The following is a 19,400-nucleotide window of genomic DNA, read 5'->3' as shown; positions in this document are numbered from 1 at the left end:
CTTATAAAAATCAGTCTTGAAGCAACGCCAGTCAGATTTCGTTAATAACGCTGGCAAACAACAAGCCGAGATTACCGAGTAACGTCTGGCGATAAACTCCGGAGCGGCGCAGGCCAAGTAGCCGACCGAGGAAATGCTGACCACGCAGCGCTTTGAATTTTTCCAGGATGAGACGATTTTCGTCTGTAAGGCTGTGCTGGATCGTTTCCAGACCTGCGATATTGGCGGCGTTCCAGTGTCGGAAGCGGCCTTGAAACAACATGCGTATCCGAACCAATCGGGCTGACCAGCCGGAATTCGAGCCGACCAGATTGGCGCCGTGCTGCCGGTAATGAACGTACGGCGTGGCATCGTAAAAAACGTTGCCACCCACTCCCGTGATCAACAAGTACGCCCACCAATCGTGGGAGACAATGTCCAGATTTTGTCCGGCTTCTTCAAGGAGCAGGCGCGCGGCATGATTCAAGACCATGGTATTGCCGCCACCGATGTTCTGAACCAGTGCGTTGGCAAACGAAGGCGGACGCCGAAACAGCGGTGAATAACCCAATGCTTCACCGCGCTGATCAACTAACTCTGTGCGGCCAAAATACAATGCGGGCACATCCTGCGGGACGCTGTTCAACCACGTCAGAGCAGCTTGTAACTTGTGCACATCCCACACATCATCCTGATCACACCAGGCGTAGTAACTTGCCGACAGGTTTTTATTACAGACGGTTGAAATAAAGTTTCGCGCAAAGCCTCGTTCAGGCCCGCGCCAGAGGCTGACTTTATCTTCACCCCACAGGTACCGGTATCTGTTGATAATGTTGACGGTCGCGTCCTCCGAGCCATCATCTGAAACAGCGACGTGCCAGTGATGACAGGTTTGATCCTTGATCGATTGTAACTGTTTCTCCAGAAACGCCTGCCCGTTATAGGTACACATCAGTATCAGAACTGAAACACTAATAAACGGCAGATCAGTATCGGTATGATTGCGATGGGTTATTGACGCCATCGCTACCGCCCCGCAATTGTCAGACGTGCCTGTTTTGTTCAAGGAACACTCAGATCTTTCATCTACACGCGAACTGCCATGAATACTGCACGAGGTTCCAGGCAAATGATCGTTGATCATTGTCGGATTACCTTGGCAAAGGATAGTGCTTGGTTGTGTAAACCAGTGTGGCAGTCAAAAGAGAATTAAGTCTGACGGGGCGATGAATGGTCATTTACTCCCCAAGTCTTTGAAGCCATGAGTAAAAACAATAAACGCTAGAAACTTAGATACTCACAGGTGTTACATATTTGAAACACAAACCGTATCACTTACTTAACTTCTACGGATATTAAAGCCGTCTACGGTTCGAGAGTCCTCTCTCGATAACCGCGCAATGTTGTCGGCTTTGCCACATAATCGTCGGGTCTTACTCTGCAAGGTCTATCTTCACATGCAAAAAATTCTTTCCTGCCTGCTTGGCGCTGTCCTTTCCCTTTCTCCCGTGGCGCTGGTCAGCGCTGCGACGGCGGCCAAGCCTGTTTCTCTGATCGTCCTCAGTTCCGGCGGCATCATGGGCGCGTTCAACGCTATCAGCAGCGATTATGAGCAACGCACAGGTGTGCGCCTGGTGGCGGAGGCTGCTCCGTCTATGGGCGCTACGCCGCAAGCCATCCCTAACCGTCTGGCCCGCAATGAACCTGCCGATGTTGTACTGATGGTCGGCTCTGCGCTGGATAAGCTGATGAAGAACGGCCAGATCGACCCCAAGAGTCGTGTCGACCTGGGTAAGTCCTACATCGCCATGGCTGTCCGTCACGGGGCGCCCAAGCCTGATATCAGCACCATGGAAGCATTCAAAAAGACGTTGATTGATGCCACGTCTATCGCCTATTCGGACAGTGCAAGCGGTGTCTACTTGTCCCGCGTGCTGTTCAATCAGATGCACATCGGCGAGCTGATGCAGACCAAGAGCCGGATGATCCCCGCCACGCCTGTAGGTGAAGTGGTCGCTCGTGGAGAGGCGCAGCTTGGCTTCCAGCAGTTGAGTGAACTCAAGCAGGTTGAAGGAATAGATATCGTTGGCTTGATTCCGGATCAGGCGCAGCAAATGACCTTGTATTCGGGGGCCATTTCATCGCGTAGCAATCATCCGGAACAGGCTAAACAGCTGTTGGAGTACTTGAGTTCGCTAGCCGCAGCCGACGCAATCAAAAAAAGCGGGCTGGATCCGGTGACAAAGTAGCTGCTCATGATTATCTGAGCCAACTTGATGCTGTAGGAGCTGCGGAAGACTGCGAGGCGGCGGGTCAGGAAAAACACATCGCAGCCTTCGGCAGCTCCTACAAGATACGTTCCAGCAAACGGCTTAGAGGTCCGCTTCACACCGCCAGCTCAATCAACTCGGCCCTGAAGCCTTGTTCGTCGATGTGCAGCACAGCAACCGAAATCGGCAATTTGAAACGCCGAGGTCCGGCGCTGCCCGGGTTAATGAACAACACCCCGGCTCGGTGTTCGATCAGCGGCTTGTGGGAGTGCCCGACGACAACAATCTGGATGTCGTCAGGCAATGGGTGTGGAACATCTGCCGGGATGTGGGTGACGTAAATCCCGATGCCTGCCACGCGCAGCACCGCCGAATACGGAACATCGCTAGCCCATGCATCATCCTGATCGTTGTTGCCACGCACGACGGTCAACGGCGCGATGGCTCGTAAAGCGTCCAGAATCGATGCCTTGCCAATGTCACCGGCATGAATCAGTTGCTCACAGCCCTCAAATGCTTCCAGAGCTTGCGGGCGTAACAGGCCGTGGGTGTCGGAAATCAGGCCGATTTTCATAATGGCTGCTCGGGTTTCTTAATCATGGAGGTCTGAGCATATCGTTAATCAGCCTCATGGCACATCTACCGAAATACAGGGCCTTGGGGCTGTTCTGCCATTCTTGACGCACGTCCGAAAGGCTTATTGACAAACCCATGACGGACTGCAAATATCGCGAAAAGTTGTACGACAACGGATAACAACAATAACAATAATCAGGGAAGCACACGTATGACGAACCTCGTTCGCACCCCGCAATGCCCGCGCTCTAAGCAGCCAGTACACCGAGTGTCCTGTAAAAGCTTGTATTCGCGCTCCCGATCAAGCCCGGGATAAATACACTCTCTTTTCGAATTCGCTGACGGTTATTCCGTTTCGAAGTAAAGGCTCGTCCGCATTGGCGGTTCGGGTCTTAAGCCCCGGCATGGGGGCGCCTTGCATTCCTCCACACTACAGGCCGTTCAAGGGTCGCAGGAGGAGTGCTTTGTCAAAAAAATGGGAGCACAACAATAATGAGATCTCAAAACAAACGTTCGCTGGCGCTTATCGGGCTGAGCACTATGGGCCTGACGTTCCCGCTAACGGGCATGGCCGAAGGCTTTGTAGACGACACCAAAGCGACCCTGACTTTTCGTAATGCCTACTTCAATCGTAACTTCGTCAACCCGGCGAACGCACAGGGCAAGGCGGAAGAGTGGACGCAAAACTTTATTCTTGATGCCAAGTCCGGCTTCACTCAAGGCGTAGTTGGCTTTGGGGTCGATGTGCTGGGCATGTACTCGGTAAAACTCGATGGCGGCAAGGGCACAGGCGGTACTCAGCTGCTACCTATCCACCAGGATGGCCGCCCGGCCGATGACTTTGGACGCCTGGGTGTCGCGGCCAAAGCCAAGGTTTCCAAAACTGAATTGAAAGTCGGCGAGTGGATGCCGGTTCTGCCGATCCTGCGCTCGGACGACGGTCGCTCGCTGCCGCAGACCTTCCAGGGCGGACAGATCACCTCCAAGGAAATCGATGGCCTGACCTTGTATGGCGGTCAGTTCAGGGGCAACAGCCCGCGTAACGATGCAAGCATGGAAGACATGTCGCTCAACGGCCGGGGCGCTTTCCTGTCTGACCGTTTCAACTTTGGTGGCGGCGAATACGCTTTCAATGAAAAGCGCACACAGGTCGGCCTGTGGTACGCCCAACTTGAAGACATCTACAACCAGAAGTTCGTCAACGTCATCCATAGCCAGCCCGTTGGCGACGTGACGCTCGGCGCCAACCTGGGTTACTTCTGGGGTAAAGAAGACGGCAACCAACTGGCTGGCGACCTGGATAACAAAACCGCGTACGCCCTGCTGTCGGCCAAATACAAGGGCAACACCTTGTACGTGGGCTTGCAGAAAGTCAGTGGTGATGACGGCTGGTTCCGGGTCAACGGCACCAGTGGCGGCACGCTGGCAAACGATAGCTACAACGCCAGCTACGACAACGCCAAGGAAAAATCCTGGCAGCTGCGTCACGACCTGGACTTCGCCATCTTCGGCGTACCGGGCATGACCCTGATGAACCGCTACATCAGCGGTGACAACGTGCACACCGGTGCTATCACTGATGGTAAAGAGTGGGGCCGCGAATCGGAGCTGGCGTATACCGTACAAAGCGGCACGTTCAAGAGCTTGAACTTCCGGTGGCGCAACTCTTCCATTCGTCGCGATTTCAGCACCAACGAGTTCGACGAAAACCGGATCTTCATCAGCTATCCGCTTTCGTTGCTTTAAGTAAAAAACGCTACCTCCTGTAGGAGCTCACCGAGGTTACGAGGCCAGCGATAGCGATTTGCCTGACACTCCGCTATCGCTGGCCTCGTAACCTCGGTGAGCTCCTACAGGGTAGGGTTCAATATGGAAGGTTGCAGTTGTTTGCTGAGAGGCCGCGTGATGTCATGGACGCCGGGGCGGTTCCTGACGATCCAGTGACAACCAGCCATCATTTCGACCTAAGTCGCGTTGACAAAGCCACCGGCGACTGCAAATAATCGCGGCAAGTCATACGACGACAGATGACAATTATAAAAACTGTAAGGGACTCTCATGACAACGACTCACACCGCCCAAAATCCCTTCAACCGCCTGCTACTCACGGGCGCGGCAGGCGGTTTGGGCAAGGTTCTACGACAAAGTCTGCGGCCTTATGCGAAGGTCCTGCGGCTTTCCGACATCAGCGAAATGGCACCGCCTGTAGATGCCAGCGAAGAAGTGCAAACCTGCGATCTCTCCGATAAACAAGCCGTTCACCAACTGGTTGAAGGCGTAGACGCGATCCTGCATTTCGGTGGCGTCTCGGTAGAACGCCCGTTCGAAGAAATCCTCGGCGCGAATATCAGTGGCGTGTTCCACATTTATGAAGCTGCTCGCCGCCATGGCGTGAAGCGCATCATTTTCGCCAGCTCCAACCACGTCATCGGTTTCTACAAACAGGATGAAACCATCGACGCGCTCTCCCCTCGCCGCCCGGACAGCTACTACGGCCTGTCCAAATCCTACGGCGAAGACATGGCCAGCTTTTACTTCGATCGCTACGGCATTGAAACCGTGAGCATCCGCATCGGCTCATCGTTCCCGGAACCACAAAACCGTCGAATGATGAGTACCTGGCTAAGCTTCGACGACCTGACGCAGCTCATCGAACGCTCGCTGTATACGCCGAATGTCGGCCACACGATTGTCTACGGCGCTTCGGCCAACCGTGATGTCTGGTGGGACAACCGTTACGCAGCGCACCTTGGCTATCATCCCAAGGACAGCTCTGAGCAGTTTCGCGACAAGGTCGAAGCGCAACCGATGCCGGCCGCCGACGACCCGGCAATGGTTTATCAAGGCGGCGCTTTCGTCGCATCAGGTCCTTTTGGCGACAACTGAGTACCGATAAAAACAATAAGGGAGCCGAGCAACATGGATGCTGAATTGATTCTCGACGCACAGAACGCTACGGGTGAAAGCCCGGTGTGGAGCGCCAGGGAAAAAGCTCTTTATTGGGTTGATATCCCGGCGGGGAAGCTTCACCGCTGGGACTCAGTCAATGACAGCACCCAAAGCTGGAAAGCGCCGCAAATGCTCGCCTGCATTGCCCGTTACGATAACGGCGACTGGATTGCCGGTATGGAAAATGGCCTGTTCCGTCTGACCGAGCGTGATGACGGCACGCTGGGCAGCACTGCACTGGCAAGCGTTGAGCATCCCCTGCCGGGAATGCGTTTCAATGATGGACGCTGCGACCGTCAGGGACGCTTCTGGGCCGGCACCATGTTGATGGACATGGCCGCAGGCGCCTCCGTTGGCGCGATGTATCGTTACAGCGCCGGGCAAAGCGGAGCGCTCACCGCACAACTCAGTGACTTCATCGTGCCTAACGGTCTGGCGTTCAGCCCGGACGGCAAGACCCTGTACTTGTCCGACTCGCACCCCAGCGTGCAAAAAATCTGGGCGTTCGATTACGACACTGACAGCGGTACGCCGCACAACCGCCGTCTGTTCGTGGACATGAACCACTATCTGGGTCGCCCCGATGGCGCGGCTGTCGATGCCGAAGGCTGTTACTGGATCTGCGGCAACGATGCCGGGCTGATCCACCGTTTCACGCCAGCCGGAAAGCTCGATCAGTCACTCAATGTCCCTGTGAAGAAACCCACCATGTGCGCCTTCGGCGGATCGAATCTGGACACGCTGTTCGTGACCTCGATTCGCCCGGGGGGCGATATCAGCGACCAACCCCTGGCCGGGGGCGTCTTTGCCCTGAGACCCGGAGTCAAAGGCTTGGAGGAGCCTGGCTTCAAGGGCTAACGAATCACACACAAAATCCACCAGCACCACAAAAACAACAAAACTGGAGTTATCCATGGATTTCAAACGCAAGCTTCTCATCGCAGCACTTCCGCTGGCTTTCTGCATGTCGGGCCTGGCCCAGGCTGAAGTCAAAATCAAATTCGCTGAAGTTCACCCCGCCGGTTATGCCCCGGTAGTGGCCGAACAGAACATGGGCAAAAAGCTCGAAGAGCAGTCCAAAGGCGAGATCAGCTTTAAGATGTACGCCGGTGGCGTGCTGGGTTCCGAGAAAGAAGTGGTTGAGCAGGTACAGAGCAACGCCATTCAGATGACCCGCGTCAGCCTGGGCATCGTTGGCCCTGTAGTGCCTGACGTGAACGTCTTCAACCTGCCTTTCGTATTCCGCGATCAGGCGCACATGCGCACGATTATCGACGGCGAAATCGGTCAGGAAATTCTCGACAAGATCACCAACTCCAACTTCAACATGGTCGCGCTGGCCTGGATGGATGGCGGCACTCGCAACCTGTACACCAAGAAGCCGGTACGCCAGCTCTCCGACCTCAAGGGTATGAAGATCCGTGTTCAAGGCAACCCGGTGTTCATCGATACCATCAATGATATGGGCGGTAACGGTATCGCCATGGCAACCGGCGAGATCTTCAGCGCCTTGCAGACTGGCGTAATCGATGGCGCAGAGAACAACCCGCCGACCTACTTCCAGCACAACCACTATCAGAACGCCAAGTTCTTCACCATGACCGAGCACTTGATCCTGCCTGAGCCAATCGTGATGGCCAAGGACACCTGGAACAAGCTCAAGCCTGAACAACAGGCGCTGGTGAAAAAGCTGGCCCGTGAAGCACAGGCCGAAGAGCGCGTGCTGTGGGACAAGTCTTCTGCAGATGCGGAAACCAAACTCAAGGCCGCTGGCGTGGAATTCATCACGCTGACGCCTGAGCAGAAGAAAGCTTTCTATGACGCCACCCAGCCGGTTCGCGACAAGTTCGGTGCGCCATACAAAGACTTGATCAGCCGCATCGAGGCCGTGCAAACCGATCCGTCCCTGGCCGCAGCCAAGTAACAACCAAGCAGCCCTATAAGCCAGTCCGATAACGCCGCGGGGGCGAGCGCAAGCTCGTTCGCCGCCGCAGTGGTGAGCCTCCATGAAAAATACGCTGCTAAGTCTCAACGATGTTCTTTATCGGGTCTGCATCGGAATCGCCGGTATGTCGATTCTGATCATGACGCTGATCATTCCGTGGGGCATTTTTGCCCGTTACGTACTGGGCAGCGGATCTAGCTGGCCTGAACCCACCGCCATTCTGTTGATGGTGGTATTCACCTTCTTCGGTGCAGCAGCCAGCTACCGTGCCGGTGCGCACATGGCCGTCTCCATGGCCGTCGATCGTATGCCTGCTCAGGTGCGCAAAATTGCCGCCGTAGTTGTGCAAGTGCTGATGGCTATCGTCGCGCTGTTCATGATTATCAAAGGTTTCAAGCTGTGCGGCACGACCTGGAATCAATACATCGGGGAGCTGCCGTTCCTGCGTGTTGGTATCTCGTATCTGCCCATTCCGATTGGCGGCATCGTGACCCTGATTTTCGTCCTTGAAAGACTTTTTCTGGGCGACCAAAGCCACCGGGCTGTCATGCGGTTCGACGTGATTGAAGAAAGTGAAGGTGCCGCATAAATGGACGCTCTAATACTGTTAGGCAGCTTTATCGCACTGATCCTGATCGGCATGCCGGTCGCTTACGCGCTGGGTCTTTCCGCGCTGATTGGTGCATGGTGGATTGATATTCCAGCGGACGCGCTGATGATCCAGATCGCAGGCGGCGTGAACAAATTCTCGCTGTTGGCGATCCCGTTCTTCGTCCTCGCGGGCGCGATCATGGCCGAAGGCGGCATGTCACGAAGGCTGGTGGCGTTTGCTGCGGTACTGGTCGGTTTCGTACGCGGCGGTCTGTCTCTGGTGAACATCGTTGCTTCGACGTTCTTCGGCGCCATCTCCGGCTCCTCGGTAGCGGACACCGCCTCGGTAGGTTCGGTACTGATTCCGGAAATGGAGCGCGCTGGCTATCCACGTGACTACTCCACGGCGGTCACGGTCAGCGGCTCGGTTCAAGCCTTGCTGACACCGCCGAGCCACAACTCGGTGCTGTACTCGCTGGCGGCTGGTGGCACGGTCTCCATTGCGTCGCTGTTCATGGCCGGTATCGGGCCGGGCCTGTTGCTCAGCGCTGTGATGATGGGCCTGTGCATGATCTTCGCCCGCAAGCGCAACTACCCGAAAGGTGAAGTGATCCCGCTGCGTCAGGCGATCAAAATCGCCGGTGAAGCGCTCTGGGGTCTGATGGCCATGGTCATCATCCTCGGCGGTATCCTGTCGGGTATTTTCACGGCGACCGAGTCGGCAGCCATTGCTGTGGTCTGGTCATTCTTCGTCACCATGTTCATCTACCGCGACTACAAATGGCGCGACCTGCCCAAACTGATGCACCGGGCGGCGCGTACCATTTCCATCGTGATGATTCTGATCGGTTTCGCCGCCAGCTTCGGTTACATCCTGACGCTGATGGAAATCCCGATGAAGATCACCACAGCGTTCCTGACGCTGTCGGATAACCGTTACGTAATCCTGATGTGCATCAACGTCATGTTGCTGCTGCTGGGTACCGTGATGGACATGGCGCCGCTGATCCTGATCCTGACCCCAATCCTGTTGCCCGTGATCGTGGGCGTGGGCGTGGACCCTGTGCACTTCGGCATGATCATGCTGGTGAACCTGGGTATCGGGCTCATCACACCGCCGGTTGGCGCCGTGCTGTTCGTCGGTGCTGCGGTGGGTAAAGTCACCATCGAAGCCACTGTGAAAGCCCTGCTGCCGTTTTACCTGGCACTGTTCCTGGTGCTGATGCTGGTGACCTATATCCCTGCAATCTCCCTGTGGTTGCCGAGTGTGGTGTTGTAAGGCCTCGAGATAGCAGCAAAAACTGTAGGAGTGAGCTCGCTCGCGATTTGATATGTCATTCAAAAATCTTTGAAAGATCTGACGCCATCGCGAGCAAGCTCACTCCTACAGATCATCTGCGCCTGCCTTTGTTGTCCAGCCAAGGAGGCTGGTTGCTCATGTCTGCTCCTGCTTTGTTTCCACGCCACATCGCTGTATTGCTCCTCGCCCTTCTCGCCTGTGCTTTCGCAGGCAACCACATTGCCGCGCGTATCGCCTTCGACCATGACACCGGCTTGCTGCTGGCGATTCTCTGTCGCTCGGGCGTAACTTTGCTGGTCCTGACGGGCCTGGTGCTCTGGCAGCGCGAACGTCCGAACCTGACCGCCAGAACCTGGCGCTGGCAATTGCTGCTGGGCTTGCTGATCGCGGCACAAAGTTTCTGCATCTACTCGGCTGTTGCCCGAATTCCGGTAGCGCTGGCATTGCTGATCGCCAACGTTGCTCCCATCCTGCTGGCCTTGCTCACCTGGGCGTTAGGCGGCGCCAGGCCGACCGCTCGTGCCGCCCTGCTGATGGGTTTTATTCTGATCGGTCTGGTCTTTGCGCTGGACGTACCAGAGCGCCTGTCGAGCCAACACAGCACCGAAGCTCAATGGCTCGAAGGCATCGCTTTTGGCTTCGGCGCGGCGGGTGTTTTCGCCTGCGCGCTGTGGATCACCGACCATAAACTCTCGTCGCTGCGCGGCACCGTGCGCAGCATGCTGACCATGTTGATTGTATTCAGCGCCGCTGCGTTGGCGGGTTTCAGCGGCGTGCTGCCGGGCGGCGTGTCATTGCCCTCCAGCGCCACCGGCTGGACCGCCCTGGCCTGTCTGGTCACGCTTTACGGCGTGGGTTTTTCCCTGCTGTTCATTTGCGTAAACCGTCTGGACATGGCCCGCAACGCACCGGTGATGAACATCGAACCGGTGGCGAGTCTGTTGTTTGGCTGGTTGATTCTTGATCAATTGCTCAGCGGCGGCCAGATCATTGGCGGCCTGATTGTGGTCACCGGCATTGTGCTGCTGACCTGGCGTCGCAAAACGGCTTGAGCCCTAACCTGTACTCATACGGCGGATCATCATGCACCCGGCAATCCTGACGCTCGAAGATGGCATCACCCGACTGACGCTCGCCCCGCAAACCGGCGGCAGCATCGTTAACTGGAGTGTGATCGCCAGCGGTCAGCCGCTGCTGCGCCCCAGCAACGACGAAGCCCTGAGCGCCGGAACTGCACGCAAACTGGCCTGCTATCCGCTGGCGCCCTGGTCAAACCGAATCAGCGACGGGGGCTTTGAAAGCCCTGATGGCTGGTTCGCGCTTGAGCCCAACAGCGCCAACGATGCTTTACCAATTCATGGCAGCGCCTGGCAACAGCCATGGGAGGTAATCGAGCAAAGCCCGCAGCATGCCTGCCTGCAACTGGAAAGCAGCATCCCCTTCGCTTATCGCGCGCAGTTACGTTTCAGCTTGCAGGACGGCACGCTGAGCATCACTTTAAAGGTGACTCATCTGGACCCGCGCGCCGCCTGGCACGGGTTGGGTCTGCATCCTTACCTGCCGCGTACGGCCAATACCCGGTTACAGGCCAAAGCTTCGCAGGTCTGGCTGACCGATGAAGACGGGCTGCCCACGCAACTTGAAAATCTACCAGCCGAATGGGACTTCAATTCGCTGAACAGCCTGCCAAAGGCCCGACTCGATAACGGCTTTACCGAATGGGATGGCAATGGCCTGATCAGCCAGCCGGACCTGGGTTATGAGCTTGAATGCCGGGCCACCGGTAGTGAATTCTTTCTGGTGTTCTGCCCGCCCGGACTGGATTTTTTCTGCTTTGAGCCCGTCAGCCATCCGGTAAATGCCCACCATCTGCCGGAGCATCCAGGGTTGCGGTTGTTGCAACAGGGAGAGGCGGCTGAGCTGGGGTTCAGTTTGAGTTACCGGGCGATTCAAGGGATCAAACACAGATCCCTGTAGAAGCGCACGAGCACCGCGAGGCCGCGATATCGGTCTGCCTGACACGCCGCTATCGCGGCCTCGCGGTGCTCGTGCGCTCCTACAGGGGATGCGGTGCATTCAAATCCAATCAAACCACCACGTAGTACTTACGCACATACACATCGCTCTGCCACGCACAGCTCGCGCCTTGCGGAACGAATACAGTCTCTCCGGTGTTGACGGTCAGCGCCGTTCCGTCTGCGTCGGTAAGCGTCACCTGCCCTTCGATCAAATGCATCAACTCATGCACTTTGTGAGGTCGGCCGCCACGGGCATAAGGCGTCGAATCCCAGACGCCGATGCGCAGTGAACTGTTCGGGTCTTCGTAGGTAGTGTGTGAACGGCACTGAGGCGTCGGGCCAATCAGAATGCTCGCCTCGGGGGCTGCTGCCGGTTCAAGCGCGACTTGCCTGTCGATCCAGGTCAGCGCTGGCTGCGTCGATGGCGCGGAGCTAATGACGGCGCAAAAAGCCCAAAGGCTGCCCTCTGCTGCATCTATCCGACAGGCACTTCCCTGTCCGATAACCACGCTTTCGCCGGGGCCGATTTCGAGCGTTTTACCATTAGCGCGCAAGCTGACGTGACCACGATGAACCACGAGCATTTCAGTGAATGGGTAGGCCTCGCAGCTCCAAGCGCCGCTGGAGTTGATCACACCAGCACTGACACCGTCAGCGCCTGCGCAGGCGATTTCACGCACATCCGCAAATGGATCACCGACGCTCAAGGAACCGCACGTTAAAAAGGTCCCCGTTTGGCTGCCGTCAGCACGGACCAACAGCAAAGCTTTTAGCTGTGACATTAAACATTCTCCGGATTAGCCAATGGCCTGTGACAAGGGCAAACGGTACAACACCCTGCAGTGGCCTGCGGCGCTCCGGATAGACACACTAATCGATATCCGGAGCCTGTTCGGCAAACAGTGCCTTCCACTGCTCACCTTTGCGGGATCAGCTTTAGGAAGCGACGACATGCTGAACATTAAGGGGTTGTTCATGATGCCAGAGCGGCAAAAGCAGCATTGGCTGAAAGCGCCGTGGCAACGGCGTAGCGTGCTGTTAGCAGGAGATTACGCGACAGATTCCTTCGACGACAGGCAGACGCCGAACTTGTAGGAGCTGCCGAAGGCTGCGATTGCGGTCTGTCTGGCAACAGCTTCGCAGCCTTCGGCAGCTCCTACAGGACATGCATTCCAAACCTGAGGATCAATCCTGCCGCTGAACCTTGACGCCCAGCGACTGCAGCGCATCCCAGTAACCGGGATAGGTCTTGCCGACGCAATCCGGATCCTGAATCCTGATACCGGCGATTTTCAGCCCGGCGAGGGCAAAGGACATCGCGATGCGGTGGTCAGCGTGAGTGTCGATCAATGCATCCACAGTGCGACCTGCCAACTGTGGATCGGCGTGGACGATCAAGTCGTCGCCTTCTTCCACCGCCAGCCCCGGCGCAATGGCACACAGGCCCTGGGACAACGCGGAAATACGGTCACATTCCTTGACCCGCAGGTTCGCGATGCCCACAAAACGTACTGGCTGATTGTTGAAGGCGGCAAGCACGGCCAGAGTCGGGATCGCGTCCTGCATTTGCGAACCATCGATGACTGACGGCATGTTCGGGAAACGCTCGATCAACTGGCTGGCCAAGGCGTCAGGCTGAGTGAAGTCTTCAGTTGCCACGCCCAGATCAATAGCGCCGCCGGTAATTGCCTGCGCCGCCCACAAGTAAGTGGCTGCAGAGGCATCCGGCTCGATGTGGAAGTCCGTCGCTTTGTACCCGGTGGCCGACACTTTCCAGGCGGTATCGCTGAGCGCTTCGACTTCAGCACCAAACGCCTTCATCGCAGCCAGCGTCAGATCGACATAGCCACGCGCGCCGATATCGCTGCCGGTCAACGCCACTTCAATCGGGCCTTTGCCACAGGCCCCGGCCATCAACAGGGCCGAAACGTATTGGCTGGAGAGGTTGCCGTCGATTTCAATACGACCCGCCGCCAGACCACCCTGCCCTTTGATTGCGACAGGAGGGCAGCCCGTCGGCGAGCTGACCTCGACGCCCATGCGCTGCAAGGCATCGACCAGAGGGCCGATCGGACGCTTGCGCATGTACTCGTCGCCATCAACGACAAAGTCACCCTGGAAGTTGGCCAGCGCCGCCGTCAGAAAACGCGTCGCGGTGCCTGCGTTACCCAGAAAAAGCGCTTGCCGAGGCGCAAGCCACTGGCCGGTGCTGGTGACCACAAATGTGCTGTCATCCGGTTCATCCACCTGCACGCCCATCAGGCGCAAGGCTTCAGACATCACGCGCGTGTCGTCACTCTTGAGCGCGCCGCTCAAACGGCTGGTGCCTTTGGCCAGGCCAGCCAGCAGCAACGCGCGATTAGTGATGGATTTCGAGCCGGGCGGGCTCACACGCCCGATCAGTGGCTGGTCGACAGGGGTTACGGTGAGTGTGGATTGAGGTCGCATGATGTCCGTGATCGTCGCCGGAAAAACGTCGATCCTACCAGCAATCGGCGGCTTATTCGTCCACCGAAACCTGATTGCGACCGTTTTTCTTCGACTGATAAAGCGCTTGCTCAGCCCATGCAATGACCGTCTTGTAATCGCTGGTCGGCTTGGAAAGGTCGGCAACGCCCAGGCTGATTGTGCATTTGATCGCCTGTCCCTCGTGCTGCACGGTCTCGGCCTCCACCGCTTTGCGCAGACGCTCGCAGAACACCGAAGCACCGGCTTTGGTGGTAGCAGGCAGAAGCACGGCGAACTCTTCGCCACCGTAACGCCCGGCAATGTCAGCATCACGCACATGGCTGCGCATAACCTCGGTGACACGCTGAATCACCTTGTCACCCGCCTGATGCCCGAACGTATCGTTAATGTGCTTGAAGTGATCGATATCGCACATCACCAGCGATGACACCGCGCCGTAGCGGCTATGGCGTGCGTATTCGAGTTTGAGCAGCTCTTCCCAATGACCCCGGTTGTACAGGCCCGTGAGGCGATCGGTACTGGAAAGCTTCTGCAATTCGTTGTTGGCGGTTTGTAATAAATGCCGGTTGGTGGCGACGTCTGTCACGTCGTAGATCACCAGACAGATATGAGTGATTTCGCTGGTGGTCGAGCGCAGCGGGAACATGGTGGTGTTCTGGTACATGAAGTCTTCCCGCCCGGTAATAGGCTGGTAGTTCTTGAACCGCACCAGGTAAGGACGCTGCTCCCAGATAGTGAATGCTGGAGTTCCCAGAGTAATTACGTTGTCGACTTTCTTGCTGAACCACATCGGGTTGAGTTCAGGGAACAACTTGAAGATCGACTGCCCGGCCGCGTCATACGGCACCACGCCGGAGCGGTTCTCCATGAACGTGTTCCAGACCTGTACGCGATAGTCGCGGTCGAGCACGACGATACCCACGTCGATGTTCTGGGTGACCGTCAGCAACCAATGAAGCTCTTTGATATCGATCTGATTACTCATGGGTCAGCTCATCAAGTACGCAAGTTTTTTCGTCAGGCGATCTACCGAGTCTTCGGTGAACAGCATGAGCAAGTCGAAGTTGATGCTATGCCCCTCAACGCTGTAGCTGATCTCTACAGCAAGGGTTTTCTGCCAGCGGGTCTGGTTGATACGGATCAGGTCGTCAATGCCGCCTTGCGAACCCAACATCTGCGGATGCCCTTGGGAGAACTCCACGTCGATTTGCTCGGCGATGCCGCTCAGGCATGCACCAATCAGGATCGTGGACAGGTCCAGGAGCATTTCTTCGTCGGTGTAGTCCGACGAGTCGCGGTGCATCAGCGTGCCCATGTCGGCAATGTCAGAGTCATGGAAGATCAACAACGCTTCGCCCGCGATACCGCCGCCGATGTAGCCCTGACAGATGGCGGTCAACCGATCACTGCTGTGCGCGTCCGCCAACGCCATGTGCAGTTCACCCACTTCGAACATGTTGACGGTAGGCACCGGCAACTGCACGAACACGCCCAATACCTTGGCCAGCAATGCGGCGGCGCGGCCCATGGCAACGTTGATGGTTTCGCGGAACGCATCCTGAAAACTGATAATCGCGCCAGTCATCGCAGGCTCGATGGACGGCACTGCGGCAGGCTCACCCAACAACCCCAAGCGGGTCAGCGTATCCTTCAGTTCATCGGGATCAGCCGGCTTTTTGATAAACGCCAGCGCACCCAACTCCATGACCCGACGCACGGCCTCATCCTGAACGTCACCGGAGACAACAATGATCCTGGCGTCGAGATTCTCTTTGCGAATGGCCGCCAGCGTCTCGTAGCCATCCATGACCGGCATGGTCAAATCCAGCAACATGACCTCACCCAGCCCGCGACGCACCGCATCCAGGCCTTCGAGCCCGTTGGTCGCCTGCGTGACCGACACGCCCCACTCAGCAGGTAACGCCCTCAGCAATTGCTTGCGGGCCATGTTTGAGTCGTCGCAAATCACCAAGGGAATCATCGGCATTGCATTGTTTCTCACTGCAAAAGAGTTCTGGCGCAAGTATCAGCGGGTTTCATTTTATTGGCGAGAAAATCGAACCTTATTGAACACATGCCTTATTAAACAATCGTTTAGACCACTTAACTGGCGTCAAATAAATACGTTCGCTCACTCGCTCAGCATTACAACTGCTGCAATATCCATGCTCATGTGTTCATACATCGGCAGTGGCTGATAATTCTACAATTGACTATGAGCGAAACAGTTCGCGTAAACGCTCGACTATTTGAGTTTTCGACCGGGTCTTCATGGAGCATTGCTGCCCACTGAAGCACAAGCAAAAGCACAAACGTTCCAAAAATAACCACTCTGGCTATAGGTTGAAACAACTGCACCGCTTAAAATTCGCCCCACACCGGCACGCGGTTGTTCGTTGTTTACCGCTATGCCCATTCAAGGATCAGAAGCTGTTCAGTGCGGTTGTCGGGCAGCCATCAAGGGCATGAAGCATTCAGCATGAATACACCCGTTTCGCTGTCTGCCGGGCACACCGGCTCAGGTCTCAACGCTCGCTCCTCATCTTTACTGCTTCGTCTGGTCGCTGTCGCCATCACCACTGTGGTGTTCATCATCGATACCGTGACGTCGCTGGACGTTGCGGTGGCGGTGCTTTACGTCGCGGTCATTCTGTTGTCGGTGAATATCTTCAGCCGACATGGCCTGACGATCGTGGCCCTGAGTTGTCTGTCGCTGACGATCATTTCCTTTTTGCTGACCCACGGCCAGGACGCCGAGCTGCCTGCTGTTGCCCGTTGTCTGGTGAGTATCGCTGCGATTGGGATCACCACGGTACTGGCGCGCAGCAACAAGGCCGTGAATGACCGTTTGCAGGAGCAAGTCTGCCTGCTCGCCGAGGCTCATGAAGCCTTGCGGCGCAGCGAAGCCTTCCTGATCGACGCTCAGCGTCTCAGCCGTACCGGCAGCATCGGCTTTCGTGTTCCGGATCTGGAAATGCACTGGTCCGAAGAAACCCAGCGGATCTTCGAGTATGAGTCCGGCTCTCACGCGTCCATGGACCGGGTTCTGCAAAGAACGCATCCCGATGACCTGGTGCTGGTGCTGGACGCTATTGCCCAGGCCCGCAACCTGACTCCGGATCTCAGTGTGGAACATCGTCTGTTGATGCCTGACGGGCGCATCAAACATTTGCACATGCTCGCGCACCTGACCCACGATCAGGACGGTAATTGCGAGTACGTCGGGGCGTTGATGGACGTAACGGCCTCCAAGCAGGCCGAAGAAGCGCTGCACCGCTCACAGGCCGAGCTGGCTCACGTTACCCGGGTCACGACGCTGGGCGAACTGGCTGCATCGATTGCGCATGAAGTGAACCAACCTCTGGCGGCGGTAACGACCAACGCTGAAGCTTCGCTACGCTGGCTTAATCGCCGCGAGCCGGATATCAACGAAGCCGCTCAGGCGCTAGAGCGCATTCTCAGCGAAACCTTCAGGGCCAGTGAAGTGATCCGGCGTATTCGGGCTCTGTCGCGTAAAGCCGATCCGCAATGGGTGCCGGTGGACTTGCGCGAAGTCATTGAGGACTCCGTCAGTCTGGTCGCTCGGGAGATTCAACGCGCCCGGGTCGAACTGGTGCAGGACATTGCCATCGACGCCCCGAGTGTCATGGGCGACCGGATTCAGTTGCAGCAAGTGCTGATCAACTTGCTGATCAATGGCATGCAGGCCATGGTCGGCAGCCAGGGTTCGCCGCGCAAGATGCACCTGCTATTGCGCCACGATGCGCAAAACGAAATAGTCGTAGAGGTGCGCGACACCGGACCGGGTATCAAGCCCGACGACATGGGTCGTCTGTTCAATGCATTTTTCACTACGAAACCTGAAGGCATGGGTATGGGGTTGTCGATCTGTCGCTCGATCATCGAAGCGCACGGTGGTCGGATCTGGGCCCAGAGCCAGCCTGGTGAAGGAGCCACGCTGCTCTTCGCCCTCCCCCGACAAGCAGAGACAACTCATGAATGATGATCATCCGATGAACCGAAGCGCTGTCAAAGTCAGCCACGATCCGATCGTGTTCATTGTCGATGACGACGCCGCCCTGCGCGACGCTTTGAGCAGCTTGCTGCGTTCCATTGGCCTGCGGGTCGAGACGTTTCCTTCGGTGGCAGACTTCACTCAGTTCCAGCGACCTGACGTGCCCAGTTGCCTGGTGCTTGACGTTCGGCTGCAAGGCACCAGCGGCCTGGACTTTCAGAACGAACTGGTCCGCGCCAACGTCAACCTGCCCATTGTGTTCATGACGGGCCACGGTGACATCGCCATGACCGTACGCGCCATGAAGGCCGGCGCTGTGGACTTCCTCGCCAAACCTTTTCGCGAACAGGACTTGCTGGATGCGGTGACCTCGGCACTGGAAAAAGATAAAAGCAGTCGGCAAGCCAACAAGAACGCCCATGAAGTACGCACACGCTTCGAGACCCTGACCCCTCGAGAGAAAGAGATCATGGCCTTGGCGGCGTCAGGCCTGATGAACAAACAGATTGCCGGAGAAATCGGCCTGAGCGAAATCACCGTCAAAATCCACCGCGGTCATGCCATGAAGAAAATGAACGCCAAGTCATTTGCAGAACTGGTGCGCATGGCCGAGGCGCTGGAATTGGGGAAGTAACCTGCATCTCTGAATGCGCACCATTCATCCAGGCGTCGCACTGTCGCGCAACAAACATCGAATTTGTAGGCGCTAACGGGGGTCGCGAAAGCGGAGTTCTTGATAGTGTCGGTTCAGGCGATACATTCGTCGACCAATAGACCGAATCGCGAGCAAGCTCACTCCTACATGACCCGTGTTTGCTGTACGACTGCGCGGTGTCACTGCTGCAATTCGTTTACAGCGAGACTCAAACCACCGGGAAAGCCGATTCGATGCAATCGATCAGCACCTGGGCATTGAAGGGTTTGCTCAGGAAGCCCACGGCGCTGCCGGTCATTGCGCGTCTGCGCACGGATTCTTCAGGGAAGGCGGTAATGAAGATGGTTGGGATCTGCAGGCCCTGACGGCTCAGATGCTCATGCAATTCAACGCCACTCATGCCGGGCATTTGCACGTCGGTGATGAGGCAATCAGCCTTTTGCAGAAAGGGCGATATCAGGAACTCCTCGGCCGAAGCGAACAGGCAGGCGACGAACCCCAGAGAGCGAACAAGACTGTCGATGCCAGTGCGGACTGCTGTGTCGTCGTCGACGACCGCGATCACCGGGGATTTAGCCAAAACCAGTTACCTTCGATACCAATGAGTAAAAGTGCCGATGATCTGCGCACTCA

Annotated in this window: 19 protein-coding genes; 12 read left to right on the top strand and 7 right to left on the bottom strand. The window is 56.8% G+C overall.

Annotated elements, in window-relative coordinates; genetic code table 11:
- Positions 1–31 precede the first annotated feature (31 nt).
- Positions 32–1,123: a glycosyltransferase family 2 protein gene (locus tag ABRP31_RS02575; protein WP_349972420.1), complete on the bottom strand. Its 1,092-nt coding sequence runs from the start codon at positions 1,121–1,123 to the stop codon at positions 32–34.
- Between the two features lie 313 nt (positions 1,124–1,436).
- Here ABRP31_RS02575 and ABRP31_RS02570 point away from each other — a divergent pair, with 313 nt between their 5' ends.
- Positions 1,437–2,228, top strand: a complete 792-nt coding sequence (locus ABRP31_RS02570) for a substrate-binding domain-containing protein (protein WP_087266707.1) — start codon at positions 1,437–1,439, stop codon at positions 2,226–2,228.
- Positions 2,229–2,364: 136 nt separating this feature from the next.
- On the opposite strand, the gene ABRP31_RS02565 is transcribed toward ABRP31_RS02570, so the two are convergent.
- Complete coding sequence (locus tag ABRP31_RS02565; RefSeq protein ID WP_349972419.1) at positions 2,365–2,823, bottom strand: metallophosphoesterase family protein; 459 nt, start codon at positions 2,821–2,823, stop codon at positions 2,365–2,367.
- A gap of 494 nt (positions 2,824–3,317) precedes the next feature.
- Between ABRP31_RS02565 and ABRP31_RS02560 the strand changes: the two genes are divergently transcribed.
- From ABRP31_RS02560 to ABRP31_RS02525, 8 genes are all read left to right on the top strand, one after another.
- Positions 3,318–4,571 carry an OprD family porin gene (locus tag ABRP31_RS02560; protein WP_349972418.1) on the top strand — a complete coding sequence of 418 codons (1,254 nt, stop codon included), beginning with the start codon at positions 3,318–3,320 and terminating at the stop codon, positions 4,569–4,571.
- Between the two features lie 312 nt (positions 4,572–4,883).
- On the top strand, positions 4,884–5,711 hold the full coding sequence (locus tag ABRP31_RS02555) for an NAD(P)-dependent oxidoreductase (protein ID WP_087266716.1): 828 nt from the start codon (positions 4,884–4,886) through the stop codon (positions 5,709–5,711).
- A gap of 33 nt (positions 5,712–5,744) precedes the next feature.
- A complete protein-coding gene (locus ABRP31_RS02550) occupies positions 5,745–6,632 on the top strand; it encodes an SMP-30/gluconolactonase/LRE family protein (protein WP_349972417.1) in 888 nt (295 codons plus the stop codon).
- 55 nt (positions 6,633–6,687) lie between these two features.
- Positions 6,688–7,698, top strand: coding sequence for a TRAP transporter substrate-binding protein (locus tag ABRP31_RS02545; protein WP_349972415.1), 1,011 nt, complete (start codon positions 6,688–6,690; stop codon positions 7,696–7,698).
- A gap of 82 nt (positions 7,699–7,780) precedes the next feature.
- Complete coding sequence (locus ABRP31_RS02540; RefSeq protein WP_087266726.1) at positions 7,781–8,308, top strand: TRAP transporter small permease; 528 nt, start codon at positions 7,781–7,783, stop codon at positions 8,306–8,308.
- Positions 8,309–9,589, top strand: coding sequence for a TRAP transporter large permease (locus tag ABRP31_RS02535; protein WP_087266729.1), 1,281 nt, complete (start codon positions 8,309–8,311; stop codon positions 9,587–9,589).
- A 158-nt stretch (positions 9,590–9,747) separates the two neighbouring features.
- Positions 9,748–10,662, top strand: a complete 915-nt coding sequence (locus ABRP31_RS02530; protein WP_087266732.1) for a DMT family transporter — start codon at positions 9,748–9,750, stop codon at positions 10,660–10,662.
- A gap of 31 nt (positions 10,663–10,693) precedes the next feature.
- Positions 10,694–11,587: an aldose 1-epimerase gene (locus tag ABRP31_RS02525; protein ID WP_349972414.1), complete on the top strand. Its 894-nt coding sequence runs from the start codon at positions 10,694–10,696 to the stop codon at positions 11,585–11,587.
- Between the two features lie 109 nt (positions 11,588–11,696).
- Here the strand turns inward: ABRP31_RS02525 and ABRP31_RS02520 are convergent, their stop codons facing one another.
- Entirely contained in the window at positions 11,697–12,410 is a 714-nt protein-coding gene (locus tag ABRP31_RS02520) for a cupin domain-containing protein (RefSeq protein WP_349972413.1), read from the bottom strand.
- Positions 12,411–12,432: 22 nt separating this feature from the next.
- Here ABRP31_RS02520 and ABRP31_RS02515 point away from each other — a divergent pair, with 22 nt between their 5' ends.
- Positions 12,433–12,723: a hypothetical protein gene (locus tag ABRP31_RS02515; RefSeq protein WP_349972412.1), complete on the top strand. Its 291-nt coding sequence runs from the start codon at positions 12,433–12,435 to the stop codon at positions 12,721–12,723.
- 90 nt (positions 12,724–12,813) lie between these two features.
- On the opposite strand, the gene aroA is transcribed toward ABRP31_RS02515, so the two are convergent.
- From aroA to ABRP31_RS02500, 3 genes are read right to left on the bottom strand one after another with little or no spacing between them, the layout of a single operon-like run.
- Entirely contained in the window at positions 12,814–14,076 is a 1,263-nt protein-coding gene (gene aroA / locus ABRP31_RS02510; protein WP_349972411.1) for a 3-phosphoshikimate 1-carboxyvinyltransferase, read from the bottom strand.
- A 52-nt stretch (positions 14,077–14,128) separates the two neighbouring features.
- Positions 14,129–15,082 carry a GGDEF domain-containing protein gene (locus tag ABRP31_RS02505; protein ID WP_087266743.1) on the bottom strand — a complete coding sequence of 318 codons (954 nt, stop codon included), beginning with the start codon at positions 15,080–15,082 and terminating at the stop codon, positions 14,129–14,131.
- Positions 15,083–15,085: 3 nt separating this feature from the next.
- Positions 15,086–16,084, bottom strand: a complete 999-nt coding sequence (locus tag ABRP31_RS02500) for a response regulator (RefSeq protein ID WP_349972410.1) — start codon at positions 16,082–16,084, stop codon at positions 15,086–15,088.
- A gap of 492 nt (positions 16,085–16,576) precedes the next feature.
- On the opposite strand from ABRP31_RS02500, the gene ABRP31_RS02495 reads away from it, so the two are divergent.
- A complete protein-coding gene (locus ABRP31_RS02495) occupies positions 16,577–18,100 on the top strand; it encodes an ATP-binding protein (RefSeq protein WP_349972409.1) in 1,524 nt (507 codons plus the stop codon).
- A gap of 10 nt (positions 18,101–18,110) precedes the next feature.
- A complete protein-coding gene (locus ABRP31_RS02490; protein ID WP_238599561.1) occupies positions 18,111–18,746 on the top strand; it encodes a response regulator transcription factor in 636 nt (211 codons plus the stop codon).
- Between the two features lie 229 nt (positions 18,747–18,975).
- On the opposite strand, the gene ABRP31_RS02485 is transcribed toward ABRP31_RS02490, so the two are convergent.
- Positions 18,976–19,347: a response regulator gene (locus tag ABRP31_RS02485; protein WP_349972408.1), complete on the bottom strand. Its 372-nt coding sequence runs from the start codon at positions 19,345–19,347 to the stop codon at positions 18,976–18,978.
- Positions 19,348–19,400 lie beyond the last annotated feature (53 nt).

The sequence above is a fragment of the Pseudomonas caspiana genome (assembly GCF_040224095.2).
Lineage (GTDB): Bacteria > Pseudomonadota > Gammaproteobacteria > Pseudomonadales > Pseudomonadaceae > Aquipseudomonas > Aquipseudomonas caspiana.
The sequence above is the reverse complement of the archived record's forward strand: the minus strand, read 5'-3'. Positions and strand labels throughout refer to the sequence as shown.

Excerpts from the sequence above, each read along its gene's own strand:
- aroA (WP_349972411.1), bottom strand. The coding sequence starts at position 14,076 with ATGCGACCTCAATCCACACTCACCGTAACCCCTGTCGACCAGCCACTG.
- ABRP31_RS02540 (WP_087266726.1), top strand. The coding sequence starts at position 7,781 with ATGAAAAATACGCTGCTAAGTCTCAACGATGTTCTTTATCGGGTCTGC.
- ABRP31_RS02505 (WP_087266743.1), bottom strand. The coding sequence starts at position 15,082 with ATGAGTAATCAGATCGATATCAAAGAGCTTCATTGGTTGCTGACGGTC.
- ABRP31_RS02530 (WP_087266732.1), top strand. The coding sequence starts at position 9,748 with ATGTCTGCTCCTGCTTTGTTTCCACGCCACATCGCTGTATTGCTCCTC.
- ABRP31_RS02575 (WP_349972420.1), bottom strand. The coding sequence starts at position 1,123 with ATGATCAACGATCATTTGCCTGGAACCTCGTGCAGTATTCATGGCAGT.
- ABRP31_RS02515 (WP_349972412.1), top strand. The coding sequence starts at position 12,433 with ATGGCCTGTGACAAGGGCAAACGGTACAACACCCTGCAGTGGCCTGCG.
- ABRP31_RS02535 (WP_087266729.1), top strand. The coding sequence starts at position 8,309 with ATGGACGCTCTAATACTGTTAGGCAGCTTTATCGCACTGATCCTGATC.
- ABRP31_RS02490 (WP_238599561.1), top strand. The coding sequence starts at position 18,111 with ATGAACCGAAGCGCTGTCAAAGTCAGCCACGATCCGATCGTGTTCATT.
- ABRP31_RS02555 (WP_087266716.1), top strand. The coding sequence starts at position 4,884 with ATGACAACGACTCACACCGCCCAAAATCCCTTCAACCGCCTGCTACTC.
- ABRP31_RS02545 (WP_349972415.1), top strand. The coding sequence starts at position 6,688 with ATGGATTTCAAACGCAAGCTTCTCATCGCAGCACTTCCGCTGGCTTTC.
- ABRP31_RS02500 (WP_349972410.1), bottom strand. The coding sequence starts at position 16,084 with ATGCCGATGATTCCCTTGGTGATTTGCGACGACTCAAACATGGCCCGC.
- ABRP31_RS02560 (WP_349972418.1), top strand. The coding sequence starts at position 3,318 with ATGAGATCTCAAAACAAACGTTCGCTGGCGCTTATCGGGCTGAGCACT.
- ABRP31_RS02495 (WP_349972409.1), top strand. The coding sequence starts at position 16,577 with ATGAATACACCCGTTTCGCTGTCTGCCGGGCACACCGGCTCAGGTCTC.
- ABRP31_RS02550 (WP_349972417.1), top strand. The coding sequence starts at position 5,745 with ATGGATGCTGAATTGATTCTCGACGCACAGAACGCTACGGGTGAAAGC.
- ABRP31_RS02520 (WP_349972413.1), bottom strand. The coding sequence starts at position 12,410 with ATGTCACAGCTAAAAGCTTTGCTGTTGGTCCGTGCTGACGGCAGCCAA.
- ABRP31_RS02565 (WP_349972419.1), bottom strand. The coding sequence starts at position 2,823 with ATGAAAATCGGCCTGATTTCCGACACCCACGGCCTGTTACGCCCGCAA.
- ABRP31_RS02525 (WP_349972414.1), top strand. The coding sequence starts at position 10,694 with ATGCACCCGGCAATCCTGACGCTCGAAGATGGCATCACCCGACTGACG.
- ABRP31_RS02570 (WP_087266707.1), top strand. The coding sequence starts at position 1,437 with ATGCAAAAAATTCTTTCCTGCCTGCTTGGCGCTGTCCTTTCCCTTTCT.